The organism is Skermanella stibiiresistens SB22, assembly GCF_000576635.1.
GTDB classification, from domain to species: domain Bacteria; phylum Pseudomonadota; class Alphaproteobacteria; order Azospirillales; family Azospirillaceae; genus Skermanella; species Skermanella stibiiresistens.
In genome coordinates this window covers 210,832-224,978 of record NZ_AVFL01000004.1, presented here as the reverse complement: position 1 = coordinate 224,978, position 14,147 = coordinate 210,832, and the positions used below count along the sequence as shown (strand labels likewise).

The 14,147-nt window shown below is 67.6% G+C and carries 9 protein-coding genes; 2 read left to right on the top strand and 7 right to left on the bottom strand.

The window, feature by feature from the left end:
* Positions 1–64: 64 nt before the first annotated feature.
* Complete coding sequence (locus N825_RS07675; RefSeq protein ID WP_245613044.1) at positions 65–2,260, top strand: phosphoribosyltransferase-like protein; 2,196 nt, start codon at positions 65–67, stop codon at positions 2,258–2,260.
* A 34-nt stretch (positions 2,261–2,294) separates the two neighbouring features.
* Here N825_RS07675 and N825_RS07670 read toward each other — a convergent pair whose 3' ends face one another.
* The 7 genes from N825_RS07670 to N825_RS36295 all read right to left on the bottom strand — a co-directional run bounded on the left by N825_RS07670 (position 2,295) and on the right by N825_RS36295 (position 13,783).
* A complete protein-coding gene (locus N825_RS07670; protein WP_084164490.1) occupies positions 2,295–7,193 on the bottom strand; it encodes an alpha-2-macroglobulin family protein in 4,899 nt (1,632 codons plus the stop codon).
* Positions 7,194–7,303: 110 nt separating this feature from the next.
* Positions 7,304–8,479, bottom strand: coding sequence for an aminotransferase (locus N825_RS07665; protein ID WP_051511701.1), 1,176 nt, complete (start codon positions 8,477–8,479; stop codon positions 7,304–7,306).
* A gap of 90 nt (positions 8,480–8,569) precedes the next feature.
* A complete protein-coding gene (locus N825_RS07660; protein WP_051511700.1) occupies positions 8,570–9,019 on the bottom strand; it encodes a (deoxy)nucleoside triphosphate pyrophosphohydrolase in 450 nt (149 codons plus the stop codon).
* 31 nt (positions 9,020–9,050) lie between these two features.
* Positions 9,051–10,283: a bifunctional glutamate N-acetyltransferase/amino-acid acetyltransferase ArgJ gene (gene argJ / locus N825_RS07655; protein WP_037449193.1), complete on the bottom strand. Its 1,233-nt coding sequence runs from the start codon at positions 10,281–10,283 to the stop codon at positions 9,051–9,053.
* A gap of 62 nt (positions 10,284–10,345) precedes the next feature.
* Positions 10,346–11,284, bottom strand: a complete 939-nt coding sequence (locus tag N825_RS07650) for a peptidylprolyl isomerase (RefSeq protein ID WP_037449190.1) — start codon at positions 11,282–11,284, stop codon at positions 10,346–10,348.
* 186 nt (positions 11,285–11,470) lie between these two features.
* A complete protein-coding gene (locus tag N825_RS07645; RefSeq protein ID WP_037449188.1) occupies positions 11,471–12,808 on the bottom strand; it encodes an esterase-like activity of phytase family protein in 1,338 nt (445 codons plus the stop codon).
* A 141-nt stretch (positions 12,809–12,949) separates the two neighbouring features.
* A complete protein-coding gene (locus N825_RS36295) occupies positions 12,950–13,783 on the bottom strand; it encodes a hypothetical protein (RefSeq protein WP_157619046.1) in 834 nt (277 codons plus the stop codon).
* A 40-nt stretch (positions 13,784–13,823) separates the two neighbouring features.
* Here N825_RS36295 and N825_RS07635 point away from each other — a divergent pair, with 40 nt between their 5' ends.
* Positions 13,824–14,051 carry a hypothetical protein gene (locus N825_RS07635; RefSeq protein WP_037449185.1) on the top strand — a complete coding sequence of 76 codons (228 nt, stop codon included), beginning with the start codon at positions 13,824–13,826 and terminating at the stop codon, positions 14,049–14,051.
* Positions 14,052–14,147 lie beyond the last annotated feature (96 nt).

The following is a 14,147-nucleotide window of genomic DNA, read 5'->3' as shown; positions in this document are numbered from 1 at the left end:
ACATCGGATCGAAGGCAGGCAGTTATCGGAGATATTCGCCTTTTACGTGATGCACTCGAAGGCCGTGAGCTCGCTCCTGGAGGTCTTGCTCGATGACAATCACGACTTCATCTGTTTCGACGACAATCGGAGGAGAAACGTCAAGCTGATCGTCGACAAGATAGCGCTGGCCATAGTTGGCCAAACGATCGACGACCGATTGCCGCTCTTGCACGAAATCATCTCCGGACCCTTCGACGCCGACAAGCTGGACTACTTCGTGCGTGACGCGCGCATGGCGGGAACGCCGTCGGTGCTCGACATCTCGCGCCTTGTCCAGAAGATCTCGATCCGGAGACTTGAAAGCTCCAAACTGCCGGAGGAGATTGCCCGCAAGGTTGGCCGGAGCGACGAACATCATTACCTGTTCGGCATGAAATGGTCGGGCGTGCCGGTTCTCGATGAACTGCACCTCGCCCGCGTCCTGCTCTACGCCAAGATCTACCGGCATCCCAAGGTCGTCGCGATCGAGCAGATGCTGAGAGCGGCCATCCTCGCGATGGCGAAGGTCGTGCCGGTCGAGCGCGTGCTCGAACTGGTTTACACATACGATGATGACGCCCTGCTCTCCATGACGGTCGGATCCCTCCACGAGGCCCTGCGAGTGGCTCCGGACGGGCTGGATGCCGAAGCGCGCGAGCGGCTCGAACAGGCCATCGGAACGCTGAAAGCGATCAAGGCCCGGAAACTGACCGTGCTGGCGTTCCAGATCCAACGCCGCTATCCGGCGGACCCTTTGGAAAAGAACGATATCCAGAAGTCCGGCTTGACCAGCTTTCTCGAGGATGTCGAGCATCCGCAGAGCCGGGAGAGCTTCCGCACCCTTCTCATCGACGAGGTGCGGGCGATCCTGGGAGTGACCTTGGGTGCCGCCGCTCCATCGCGGATCGATCTGGAAACCTCTATCATGATCCACACGCTGGGACAAACGCCCGGTGGATCGCAGATCGCCAGGGCCTTCCTGCTGCCCGTATCGGGCTCCCCGCTGCCGTTCCGCGAATATACCGTCAACCGCACGGCCTGGGCCGATGCCTATATGTCCAACCAGCCCACTGGCTACGTCTTCGCGAAACCCGCGATCGCGGACGCGGTGTATCTCGCGGTCGAGAAGCTGCTGCGCATCCGGCACATGGTGCGTCTGCCGCCCTCGGCGCTGGAAGGCAGCAAACGCGGCGCTGACAGGATAGAGGCGCTGAAGCGTCGGTTATGGGTGGCGGGATACTACGACGACGCTCCCTACGACATCAGGCCGAAGCCGGAGCGGCTGGCGAAGGCGGATGTCATCCCGATAGTCGAACGCTTCGCCGAACTCCTCGCCAAGTATCAGGAACCGTGCGCCGATGCCCGCCCAGGCCCCGGGGAGGGCTCCCTCCGGGATCGCGTTCTCAACTGGCTCCGGCAGTTCGATCATGACGGGCATGTCGACTGCGCCTTGAGCCTGCTGAAGCGGTTCAGGATGATCGACCGGTCGGATACCGTCGGCGCCATTAAGGGTTTCATCGCCCGTCACCCCTCGTTCTCGGGTGCCGTCGTGGTCCCTTTCGGCAGCGCCAGGGACAGCGGCGCCATCCAGACCTACTACTCCGCCGATCTGATCGGATCTGGGATTTCGTCCTGCATGACGATCGAGGAGGCGGCCAAAAAGGGCGGCGAGACACCGATCATCGTCGTCGACGACTTCGTGGCGTCGGGAGGGCAAGGCCAGGACATACTGGCGGCTGGCTTCGGATTGACCGAATGGCGCAAAAGCCTGGGCGAACAGCGGGAGTTGTTCGACGATGAGGTCCAGGCTCATCTTCGAAAGATTAAGATCGGCTTCGTCTTCACGGCGGCCTGGGACGAGGGCATCGAGACGATCGAGAGAATGGCGCGCGAAGCCGGCATGGATGCCATCGTCCACCGCCACATCGATGAATCCGGCATTCCCTTCGCCTTCGACGGCCGGGACGATCCGGATCCCGCGGCGTGGAGTTCCTTCAAGGCTCGCTGCGAGGAAATCGGCGGCTCGCTTCTGGGTGGTGGCCACAATGGCGTCGATGCCCACAAAGCCGCGGAAATGGCGGATAGGGTCGCCAAGAGACGCCTGGGTTACGGCAACAGGGCCATGTTGCTGGGATCACCCTTCAACATCCCGGCCCAGACGCTGACCCTCTTTTGGGAAGCCGGCAAGGTCGATGGCGTGGACTGGACCCCGTTGATGGCCCGTCGCAAGAAAACCTGATTTGTGACAGGGTCGTCCGGCCTCCTCGCCCCGCCTATTCCTCCCCCACCACCAGACGCCCGGCCGGTCCGCGCGCGAACAGGTTGGGGCTGTGGCTGTCCTCGACATAGGCGCCCGGCATGGCGTAGTCGCCCGGCACCACCGCCCGCACCAGATAGACCAGCCGGAACGAGGGCTGCTCGGGCGTCAGGTCAAGCGCCGCCACGAAGCGGTCTTCCCGGAACTCCACGTGGTTGGCGGCGCTCAGGGTTCCCAGCCAGGACAGGTCGCCCAACTGCCCGCTGTCGGCCAGCCGCACGGTCTCGATCTCCAATCCCGCCGGCAGCATGTCCACGACCAGGGCTTGCTGCCGCTCGCGGCGCAGGCTCTCGCCCTCCAGGATCACCACGAGCAGGCGGTTTCTCGCCACCTTGGCGGGATCGACCGGGCTGCCGTCCATCCCCAGGATGGTGCGCTGGATGCGGAAGTCCTCGGCTGCCGCCGGGGCTGGATCCACCGGCAGGCCGGCCAGAGTGATCGAGCGGTAAAGCGGCGCCGATCCCGTGTTCTCGACCGGGAGCGCCGGACCGCCAGGCTGGAGCCGGCGGTACAGGGGCGTGGACGACGTTATCGGCTGGCCATCCAGCGTCAGCTTGATCTCGCCGGTCCTCGCGGCCAGCGCCGACGCCGCGTTCAACACCCAGGCGCGCTCCTGCGCGCTCAGCGCCTCCGCGTCGGCCAGCATGGTCGCGAGTTGCCGGGCAAGTTCCATCAGCCGGTCGCGCGGGACGTTCGCCTCGGCCGCCAGGGCGATGACGGCGGCCTGATCGCGCAGGTCGGAGCCGAAATCGCGCATGCCGTCGGGCTCGACCCTGGGGCGGTCGATCTTGCCGAACGCCTCGCCGGCGCGGTCGGCGTCGCCAAGGCGGGCCAAGCCCGCCGCGACCTGGGCGCGGGCCAGCCGGGTCGGCAACTCCTCCCAATAGCTTTCCTGGAAGTAGCGGATGTCCGACACGTCGATCGTCTTGGCGCCGGCCAGCGCGTAAAGCGCGTAGGCCCGCGCCGTCAACTCCGCCTCGTCGAACCAGGCATTGTCGAGCACGGCCTTCAGCCACTCCAGGCCCTTCCGCCACGGCGCCTCGGGCACCCGGTAGCCGGCCTCCCGCGCGCGTCCGAGAAAATCCATCACATAGGCGGTCAGCCATAGCTCGGCGGGCCCCTGCGAGGACCATAGGGCGAAGGCGCCGTCGGTGCGCTGCACCGACATCAGCCGGTCGATCGCGCGCTGGACGCGCGGGCGGACCTCGTCCTCCGGCGCGATGTCGAGCGCCGCCATCACCGGGCCGAGTCTCAGCAGCGGCATGGCGCGGCTGGTCATCTGCTCGGCTCCGCCATGGGCGTGGCGGTCGATCGACAGCAGCAGCCCCGGCAGGTCGAGATCGGGTGCGGCACCGATCGACAGCGCCACGCTGACCGTCTCGCGCCGCAGCGCGGTCGGTTCCGGGACCATGGCGGGATCGATGCCGGCCTTGCGGCCCGGCTCGATCAACTCGACCTGCCGGCGCGACACGAGGGGCTGGGTCCGGCGGACGCCCACCGCCCACTCGCGCGAGGTCTCGGCGCCGTCCGGCCCGGTGATCGCGGCGCGGATGGTTCCGCCGCCGACTCCGGTGGCGACGATCGTCAGCGGGACCACCGCCGGCTTGCCGGGCTTGACGCCGGGAACCGCGATGTCGCCGGAAACCTGGGGAGACTCCGGGTCGGCATCACGGAGCGCCACCATGCCGTCGGCGCCGAACCGCACCTTGAGATCGCCCCCCTTCTGGCTCCTGTCGGTCAGGCTCAAGGTGACCTGGGCGACATCGCCGGGGGCCAGGAAGCGCGGCAGGGACATTTCGGCCAACAAGGGGTCCCGGACATTGGCGAACGCCGTGGCGCTGCCGACCTTGCCGGCGGTCCACGCGACCGCCATCAGCCGCAGCCGGCCATCGAAGTCGGGAATGTCGAGCGGGACCTCGGCCGTACCGCCGGGACCGACCGTCACGATGCCGGAATAAAGCGCCGTCATCTCCTTGCGGCGGAGCGGCGGCGGATCGCCCGGACGCCGCCGCGACGGCGGAACCATCACCGGCCGAACGCGCGCCGCCGCCGAAGCGTCATCCCGGTTGATCAGCCGGCCGCGCACATCGCGCAGGTCGACCTCCAACTGGCGCCGTCCGAGAAAATGCGCGGCGGGATCGGGGGTGCCGAAATCGGTGAGCCGGAGCATGGCGTCGTCCACCGCCGACAGGGTCAGGCGGATCTCGGCGCCCTCCTCCGCTCCCTCGACCTTGACGGGAATCCGGACTTGGCCGCGCGGAACCAGGTCGGCGGGAGCCGCGACCGTCACGCTCAGGCGGCGCGGCGCCGGTTCGACCGCGAGCCAGGCGCTGCCCACCGCGCGGCGCGACCCCGCCTGGTGGATCGGCTCGGCCGGCGCGAAGGCGGTCGCGATGACATGGACGCCCGCCGTCCAGGACGGGTCGACCGGAACGTCCAGGAACGCTCCCTCCGGCCCGATCCGGCGCAACTCGGTCTGGCGGACGACCCGATCCGCCACGGTCACCAGCACCTGGGCGGGATAGGGCGGCTTGACGAAGACCTTGGCCGTTTCGCCCCCGGAATATTTTGGCAACATGACGGCGACGTCGACTTGGTCGGGCCGATCGCCGGCGGTCGGCGTGACCCACCAGCCGGCGGAGAAACGGACGCTGGTGGCGACACCCGTTTCGCCATCGAAAACCTCCAACCGGAACCGGCCGGAACCGACCGGCTGTTCGATCGCGGCGCGGTTGTCGGGGCGGGGTCCGGTACCGGCGGCGACCGAGCCGCCGGTCAGCCGCTTTTCCTGGCCCCGCGCCTTGTACTCCCAACGGCCATCCGTCTCGAACCAAGCGTAATCGTAGTCCTCCTCGACCAGCTCGTAGGACAGCGCCGGCTTTTCGACCGGGTTGCCGTCTGGATCGAGCGCCACCACGTCGAAGGCGGCGGTGGCACCCTCCGGTACGGCGTCACCGTCGAAGCGGGGCTTGACGCCGATGGCGAAGGGCTGGTGGTGGATCGGCAAGGCTATCTCGCGGACCACGGGACGTCCCCCGATGTCGTAGATCTTGCCCTGGATGACCGCTTCGAGGGCTTGGCTGGTGTCGGGCAACTCGGGCAGGTGGAAATCGACCTTGGCCGTCCCATCGGCACCCGTCGTGAAACCCGGCGCGTCGGCCCGTCGCGGCTCGAACGGCTCCTGGACGAGGCCGAAGCGATAGCCCGGAAACTTGGGGTGGGGATCGGCGGCGCGCCGTAGGGTCACCGCCAATTCGCCCGGCAGCTTGGCCGCCGGACCGGCGCGGCGGAACCGGCCCTCGACCCTCAACGCCACGCTGCCGCCGGCTTCGATCGAGTCGCGATCCGCCGACAGGTCGACATCCACGCGGGGCGGCGCGAAGTCCTCGACCAGGAAATCGACGCGGCCGATCGGGGCGCCGTCCGGCTCCAGATGGGCGGTCACCGACCACTGGCCGGTGATGGCGGGGCGCGGGATCTCCAGGTCGAGCCGGTAGCCTCCCGTCCCCATGTCGGTGACCTGCCGCCGGTCGACCTCGAAACCGTCGGGGCGCTGGATCCTCAGGGTCAGCGAGCGTCCCTCGACGGCGACCGCGTCGGCGTCGCGCAGCAGCCCGCCGAAGAACACCGTCTCGCCCGGCTGATAGCCGCCGCGGTCGGTGTAGAGCCAAGCGTCCAGCGGCCCGGCGACCTCGGCCGGGGCGCCCGCGCGCTCGGAGGGATCGGTCGCGGCGGCCACGTCGAGGAAGGCCATGTCGCCCGACGGGCTGGCGGCGAACACCGCCTGCGGCGCGTTGCCGCCGGTGCCGCGCATGGTGTCCGGGCCGAAGCGCGCGATGCCGTCGGGACCGGTGGCGAGTTTACCCAGTTCGGCGTTGCTGCGCGCCAGCAGGCGAAGCTCGATGCCCGCGACCGGCTCGGCGGTGGTCAGGCTGCGGGCGAAGACCAGCAAGCCATCCTCGCCGGCGAAGGTCGTCAGCCCCAGGTCGGAGATGACGAACCACTGCGTCGCCTTGGCTTCCCAGTTCTCGCCCTCGCGGTCGGCGTTGCTGGCGACCGCGATGTAGACGCCCGGCTTCAGCGTGCCGATCGCGGCGTCGATCGGGAACGGCGTGACGATCGCCTGATTGGGCTGGTCGCCGATCGCCATCTCTCCCTGCCAGACCTGCGCCCCGCTGCGCTCGACGATCCCGCCGACGTCCAGTTCGGTAAGGGCTTGGCTGATCCGGCCGTAATAAATCTGCTCGACCAGGGAGCGGTCGCTGATCCTGATCACCTGCAGGCGCGCGCGACGAACGTTGATGGTGCGGAGCGGCAAGCCCTCGGCGCCGACATGGGGCAGGATGTAGCCGGCGCCGCGGAACGCCAGGGCGGGCTTGCGGTCCGGCACGTCCAGCTCGTGAGGGACGTCCTGGGTCAGCACCGCGTCCTGGGCGCCGGGCAAGCCCTGCTTGAGGGTGACGCCATAGTGGGCGCCGTGGCTGAGCCCCTCGACGCACAGGGTATCCTTGCGGACGGTGACGGTGACCCGTGTGGCGGGCTGGACCTCCACCAGTGTCGAGTAGTCGATCAGCCGCGACTTCTCCAGCGGATGGGTGAAGGTGAAGCAGGCTTGCGGCGAATCCCGCTCGGCCAGAACCTCGACCCCGGCCACGCCGAACGCGGCCTGGTCGGGAGCCGGCGCCTCCCCGGGGGCCGTGGTGGCGGTGGGGGTCGTGACGGTGGGCACAATGACGGGAGCGGGCGACTGTTCCTGATCGGTCCTTGGCTCCTGCGCCGAAACCGCCACCGAAATTGCCGTCGAACACCCGAGAGCCACGAGGAGAGCGAGCCAGAACGGACGCGGAAGTCCCATGAAACCAAAAATCCCGATGCCAGCAACGAATAACCGGCGAACCCCGCTCCGTGGTACGGGGCCCGCTGGGACCTCAAGCCAAATTATGGCGCAATTCCAATATATTTGCCTTAGAAATAGCGCTTCAGGCGGGCGATCGCCTCGTCGAGCAACCCATCCCCCTTGCAGAAGCAGAACCGGACATAGTTGCGTGGCGGGGTCCCCGCGAAGAAGGCGCTGACCGGGATCGCGGTCACGCCGGCGGCTTCCGTCAGCTTGAGGCAGAACGCCACGTCGTCGCCCTCGAATCCGACCGAGGAGATGTCGGCGATCAGGAAATACGAGCCGCCGCTGTGCAGGACGGAGAGCCCGGCCTCGCGAAGCCCCGCCGCCAGCCGGTCGCGCTTGGCCTGCATCGACGCCGACAGCCCGGTGAAATAGCTGGTGTCCTTGGACAGCCCGTAGGCCACCCCCGCCTGGAGGTTGGGCGCGGTCGTGAAGGTCATGAACTGGTGGGCCTTGGCGACGGGCTGGAGCAGGTCCGGCGCTCCCGTCACGTAGCCGATCTTCCACCCGGTCAGCGAGAAGGTCTTGCCGGCCGACCCGACCCGCAGGCAGCGGTCGCGCAGGCCCGGCAGCGTCATCAGCGGGATGTGGCGGGCGCCGTCGAACACCAGATGCTCGTAGACCTCGTCGCAGACGGCGTAGGCATCGAACCGGGTCAGGAACTCGCCGATCATCTCCAGCTCGGCGCGGTCATAGACCTTGCCGACGGGGTTCAATGGGTTGTTGATCACCAGCGCCTTGGTGCGCGGGCTGAACACCCGTTCCAGGTCCTCGCGGGTGAAGCTCCAGTCGGGAGCCTTGAGCGTCACGATGCGGGGAATGCCGCCAGCCAGCCGGATGATCGGCAGGTAGCTGTCGTACATCGGCTCGAACAGCACGACCTCGTCGCCCGGCTCGATCAATCCTAGCAGGCAGGCGCCCAGAGCCTCGGTGGCGCCCGACGTCACCATGACCTCGCGCGACCAGTCGACGTCCAGGTCGTAGAAGCGCTTGGCGTGGGCGGCCACGGCTTGGCGCAGCTCCGGCGTTCCCATCATGGACGGATACTGGTTGTAGCCGTCGAGCAGCGCGTCGGCGGCGGCCCGCAGCACGTCGGCGGGCCCCCGGTCGTCGGGGAAACCCTGCCCCAGGTTGATCGCCTGATGCTTGAGCGCCAGCTGCGACATCACCTCGAACACGGTGGTGGGCATGTCGCGGAACAGGGGATTGCCGACTTTGGGGGTGACGACGGGGGCGGTCATGATGGAGCCGGGTGCTGTTTTCGTGGACGCGGGAGCCGGGAACTTAGCGGATCCATGCCCGCCGGTCAGCAAGAAGGTTGCCGAACCGGTTCACAGAAGATCCCGCAGCATCGCCACCAGGGGCTTGTCGGCGGGGGGCATGGGGTATTTTCCCATGTCGTTGGGGCGGACCCAGGCCAGGGCCTGACCTTCCAGCGGAGTCGCGGTGCCTTGCCAGACGCGGCAGACGTACAGCGGCATCAGCAGGTGGAAGGTCTCGTAGCGGTGCGAGGCGAAGGTGAGGGGAGCGAGGCAGCTGCCCGCCGTCTCGATCCCCAGTTCCTCCCGCAGCTCGCGGACCAGGGCGTATTCCGGGCTCTCGCCCTCGTTGACCTTGCCGCCGGGGAACTCCCACAGACCGGCCAGCGACTTGCCTTCGGGCCGCTGGGCCAGCAGGACGCGGCCATCGGGATCGACCAGCGCCACCGCGACCACCAGCAGGATCGGCTTGACCGGCCCATCCCCCGGTTCGGGCGTCGAGTTGGGATCGAAGCAGTTCATGCGGAGGAACCGGGAGGGCTCGGCACCGGCATCAGCTCCGGTAGCTGCCGTTGATGTCGATGTAGCCGTGGGTCAGGTCGCAGGTCCAAACCGTCGCGGCCCCTTCGCCGATGCCAAGCTCGACCAGGAAGTCGATGTACTGGCCCTTCATGTGGGCGACCACAGGCGTCTCGTCGTAGCCCGGCACCTCCATGCCGTCGGCCGCGATCAGCACGCCACCGGCGGAGATCCGCAGCTTGTCGCGGTCGGCCTTCTCGCCGGCCTTGCCGACCGCCATGACGATGCGGCCCCAATTGGCGTCCTCGCCGGCGACGGCGGTCTTGACCAGGGGGGAGTTGGCGATGGTCAGGGCGATCCGCTTGGCCGCCTTGTCGCTGGCGGCCCCCTCGACGCGGATGGTGACGAACTTGGTGGCGCCCTCGCCATCCTGGACGATCTGGCGGGCGAGGTCGATCAGGACCTCCTCCAGCGCCGTCCTGAAGTCGGCCAAGTGCTTGTCGCCAGCCTTGGTGATGGGCTTGTTGCCGGCCTTGCCGGTGGCGCAGACCAGTACCGTGTCGCTGGTCGAGGTGTCGCCATCGACCGTGATGCGGTTGAACGACTTCTCGCTGGCGTCGCTCAGCAGCTTCTGGAGCACCGGCGCCGCGATGGCGGCGTCGGTGAAGACGAAGCCCAGCATGGTCGCCATGTCAGGGGCGATCATGCCCGAGCCTTTGGCGAAGCCGTTGATCGTCACCGTGGTGTCGCCGATCCTCGCCGTGCGGGTCGAGCCCTTGGCGAAGGTGTCGGTGGTCATGATCGCCTTGGCCGCCGGGAACCAGCCATCGGCGTCGAACGCGTTCGACAGGCCCGGCAGGTTCGAGGCGATGGCGTCGGTCGGGATCGGCTGGCCGATCACGCCGGTCGAGGCCACGAAGACCTCGCCCGCCTCGCAGCCGGCCAGCTTGGCGGCGGCCTCGACCGTGGCCTGGACGAAAGCCTCGCCGGCCTTGCCGGTGAAGGCGTTGGAGTTGCCCGAATTGACCACGATCGCCCGGGCGGAGCCGCCCGGCAGGTGCTTCTTGCACCAATGGACCGGCGCCGAGGCGGTCAGCGACCGCGTCACCACCCCAGCCACCGTGGTGCCGGGATCGAGCAGCGCCACCATCAGATCGTCGCGGCCCTTGTAGCGGATGCCGCAGTTGGTCGTCGCCAGACGGACACCGGGGATCGCCGGCATCCAGGGGAAGTCGCCGGGTGCCAGCGGGGAGATCTTCGGTGCCATGGTGATCGCGGCCTTGAGATGGTGGCGGATGGTGGTGGCGGGTGGTGATCGACCGGGGTTGCTTACGGCTTGGTGGCGGGAGCCGGAGCGGGTGCGGCGCCGGGAGCCGGGGCGGCACCGGGGGTGGCGGCGGGCTGTTCCGGCATCGGCGAGCCATCCATCTGGAAGCGCTCGACCTTGGCCTTGCCGCGCAGGTCCTCGACCAGTTCGCCGATCACCTGCTCGGAAACCTGGCTGCGAAGCTGCTCCTGGACCTCCTCGAAGGTCGGCGGCGTGCTCTGGCGGCGGTCGACGACCTTGATGACGTGCCAGCCGAACTGGGTCTGGACGGGGGTCTGGCTGACCTCGCCCGGCTTCATGGCGAAGGCCGCGGTGGAGAACTGCTCGACCATCTGGTCCTTGGTGAAGTAGCCGAGATCGCCACCCTGCTGGGCGGCGGCCTTGTCGCTGGACTTCTCGCCGGCGATCTTGGCGAAGTCGCCGCCGTTCTTGAGATCGGCGATGATCGCCTTGGCGGCGTCCTCGCTATCGACCAGGATATGGCTGGCCTTGACCTCATCCTGCGGCGGGTTCTCCTGCTTGAACTGGTTGTACGCCTCCTGGAGCCGCTCGGCCGTGATCCGCTTCTGGACCTCCTTGGTCAGGTAGAGCTCCTGGACGATGCGCTCCTCCGCCCGCTTCATCCGCTCGGCCACTTCCGGATCGTTCTGGACATTGGCCTTGTAGCCGGCCTCGGCGACCAGCTTGCCATTGACGATCTGGTCGATCACGGCCGGGAAGATCATCTGGACCGGCATCTGCTGAACCTGCGGCGGCAGCGACGCGATGGTGCGCATCACCTCGGAGCGCTTGATCTCCGATCCATTGACCTTGGCCACCACCGGATCCTCACCGGCGCCGGCACCCGCCGGCGCGGCGGGGGTCGTCTGGGCCACGGCGGCGAAACCGACACCGCCAAGCGCCAGCGATACTGCGGCGACGCGGAGGACTCGTGCGATCATGGAAAGTTCCTTTTCAGCGGATTGAGGCATGCGGAAACAAGCGCCACCAATCGGCGTCCGTCCGCATATATTCTCTTTCGCTGCGATTAAGCACGGCGCGAAGCGGCTTGCAAGGTGGGACTGGCGGGGTCCGGCAAATGCCCGAAGCCCGCCACACCGCCGCCATGGAAGGCTGGCCCCAGTGCCTCAATTGCCTCGATTCGGCGCCTCCAGCGCCAAGCCGGTGACCTTGACGATGGTCGTCCGCTTGCCGTCGATGCCGAAATCGTCGTCGTTGATCAGCATCAGCGCGCCATCGCCGAACCGGGCCATGCCCTCGACCTTGACCGGGATCTCCGGGTGGTCGGCGGTGTCGAGCACGAGGGTCTTGGCGACTGGCTTGACGCCGGCCTCGTCCAGCTTGACCTGTTCCAGCGACGGCTTGGTCGCCGCGTCGTCCCATTGGCCACCCGCGATGTCTGTGGCCCCGGCCAAGTCGATCCGAAAGATCTTGGTGGTCTGTTCTGTGCGTTCGAGGATGAGCAGCGTGTCACCGGACAGGTACGTCAGCTCGCTGATCCGGACGGTGTTCTGCTTCTTCTTCTCCTCGCCCCGATAGGCTGTGGTCGGCTCCATCAGATAGACGTACTCGCCGGCGATCTCGCCCGCCTCGCGGTCGAATTTGAACAGCCGCGCGGCGTTGGCCGCGACATAGGTGTCGTTGTCGGGGTTGGCGAGCGGGTTCTGCAGGACGAACCACAGGAACCTCTCGTCGTCGGACAGGGCCATGGACTCGATGCCGCGATTGAGCGCCCGCGTCGCCAGCAGCGCCGGCAGCGTGCCCTCTACCTTGTAAACCGCCTTGGCGTAGTCCTTTTCGGTGCCCGCGGGGACATGGCGGACCAGGATACGGCCATCGGGCGCCGCGTGGAGGATCGACGGTCCATTCTCGTCCCCGATCCAGTAACCGCCGTCGGACAGCCTCACGATGCCCTCCGCGTCGACCGAGTTCGGGTTGCGGTCGAGCTTCCGGCCCTGGGCATCGAGCGGCTGCTCGGTCGAGGCGACGGTGAGGGGGTTCAGCAAGCCATCCACCGGGTTCCCGTGCGAATCCTTCAACGAGATGCTGTCCAGCACTCGGAAGGTGCCGTTCTCCAGCACCTGGACGCGGTAGATCGAGGGGTTGTATTCCGGCACCGGATAAATCCGGCCCCGCTTGATGTCGCCGCAGATCTTGTCGCCCTTGACGCCGATGATGTCCTCGGCGTCGCCGCAGGTGAAGTTCGGTCCCCGGTCGCTGATGGTCAGGAACACGTTGTCCGGGTCGCCCTTGGCGCGGAAGGCGCCGCTGCCGATGCCGACCGACAGGTCGAGCGTTTTGCCACCCTCGAACGAGACTTTCCGCAGGTTCAGGATGGAATCGGCGCTGGTGTATGTCGTCACCGTGACGGTTGGCGGCTTGGCCGGGGATTGTGCCGAGGCCGGGGCGGCGGTGGCCCCGATGGACAGGGTGGCGATCAAGGCGCCCATCATCACTACGCGCATACCCGTGGATCCTCGGTTCATTGAAGTTCCGGGACCCTATGCGCGGCGCGTTGCGGATGCGTGACGCTTCGATGACATATTGGCGTCAGGGGTCGCGGCGGCCCCCGACGCCCCAGTCTGGAACCTGAGATGTGTCGAACCTCAGATCCTGACGTCAAGCAGCACGTCGGCCAGCTTGCCCTGCGAACCGTCGGCCCGGCTGAAAGCGCTTTCCGCGACCACGTCGCCGCCGGCCAAGCGCTGGTTGACCGGAACCACGGCGTCCAGCCGGATCTCGGTGATGCCTTCGTCACCGAGCGTGGAGGTGCCGCCGTTGGCGCGCACCAGGATCAGCGAGTTGAACACGGTGTCCCGGGCGTTGATCAAGCCATTGCCATCGTCGTCGAACCGGCCGAGTTCCGCGAAGCCGTCCGAGGCACCGTTCTGGTCGCCGAACAGTTCGCGGCCGTCGTCGATCCTGCCATTGCCGTTCCGGTCGAGCGCCAGCAACGCGTCCCCACCCGTTACCCACGCGGTCTTGTCTGGCCTGCCTTGGCCGCTGATATCGAACAGGACGCCGCTCTCCGCCTTGGTCAGATCGACCCCATTGCCGTCCAGGTCGAACACCAGCGGATCGACCTGCTGGCCACCGCCTCCCGAACCCTGGCCCTGTCCGCCTTGGCCCATGCCGGGCAGCCCGACGGCGAGCGCGGCACCCGTCGTCATATTGGCCTCCATCCGGACGAGTTCGATCGAGGCCTCCATCTTGCCCGACGAACTGGAGATCTTGAGGCTGATGGACTGGAAGACCACGGACACGTTGGTCGTCGCCTGACCCTGGCTGGCCGGATCGACCGCACGATCGGCGGCAACCCCGCCGCGGTCGGTCGACTCCCGCGCCTTGCCGGTGATCGCCTCCGCCGCCGCGCGGCTTTCCTTGTCCGACTTGCCGAACATGCGGAAGACCTTGACCAGGTCGTCGCGCAGCTTGTTCATCAGGTCTTCCATCGAATTATCACGGCGGCGCGGCCGGCTGATGGAACGCAAGGTCTCGGTGGCGGCGGTGTTGTCGGCCTGCGTCTGCGTCAGCCGCATGGCTGCCGCCGAAATTTCGACGCTCACGGCCTTGGTGTCGCGCGAGGCGGGTGCGGTGTCCCGCTCCTTCGCTGGCGCCGACGCGGCCGGCAGCGCCGCGGCCTTGCTGGCTGGCTTCTCGGGAGCCGGCGCGGACTTCGGAACCTGGGTGGTGGCGACGGCGCGTTGAGCGGCCGCCGTTGGACCGGGAGTCAGTATCTCAAGTACGCCAACCATCGGCTGCCTCCTTCTAAGGGCCAATCATGACAAGGGACAAGCGGTGCGC

Bases quoted from the DNA above. Each gene is read 5' to 3' on its own strand.
- argJ (WP_037449193.1), bottom strand. From the start codon at position 10,283: ATGGCACCGAAGATCTCCCCGCTGGCACCCGGCGACTTCCCCTGGATG.
- N825_RS07650 (WP_037449190.1), bottom strand. From the start codon at position 11,284: ATGATCGCACGAGTCCTCCGCGTCGCCGCAGTATCGCTGGCGCTTGGC.
- N825_RS07665 (WP_051511701.1), bottom strand. From the start codon at position 8,479: ATGACCGCCCCCGTCGTCACCCCCAAAGTCGGCAATCCCCTGTTCCGC.
- N825_RS07660 (WP_051511700.1), bottom strand. From the start codon at position 9,019: ATGAACTGCTTCGATCCCAACTCGACGCCCGAACCGGGGGATGGGCCG.
- N825_RS07635 (WP_037449185.1), top strand. From the start codon at position 13,824: ATGGAACGCAAGGTCTCGGTGGCGGCGGTGTTGTCGGCCTGCGTCTGC.
- N825_RS07645 (WP_037449188.1), bottom strand. From the start codon at position 12,808: ATGCGCGTAGTGATGATGGGCGCCTTGATCGCCACCCTGTCCATCGGG.
- N825_RS36295 (WP_157619046.1), bottom strand. From the start codon at position 13,783: ATGAACAAGCTGCGCGACGACCTGGTCAAGGTCTTCCGCATGTTCGGC.
- N825_RS07670 (WP_084164490.1), bottom strand. From the start codon at position 7,193: ATGGGACTTCCGCGTCCGTTCTGGCTCGCTCTCCTCGTGGCTCTCGGG.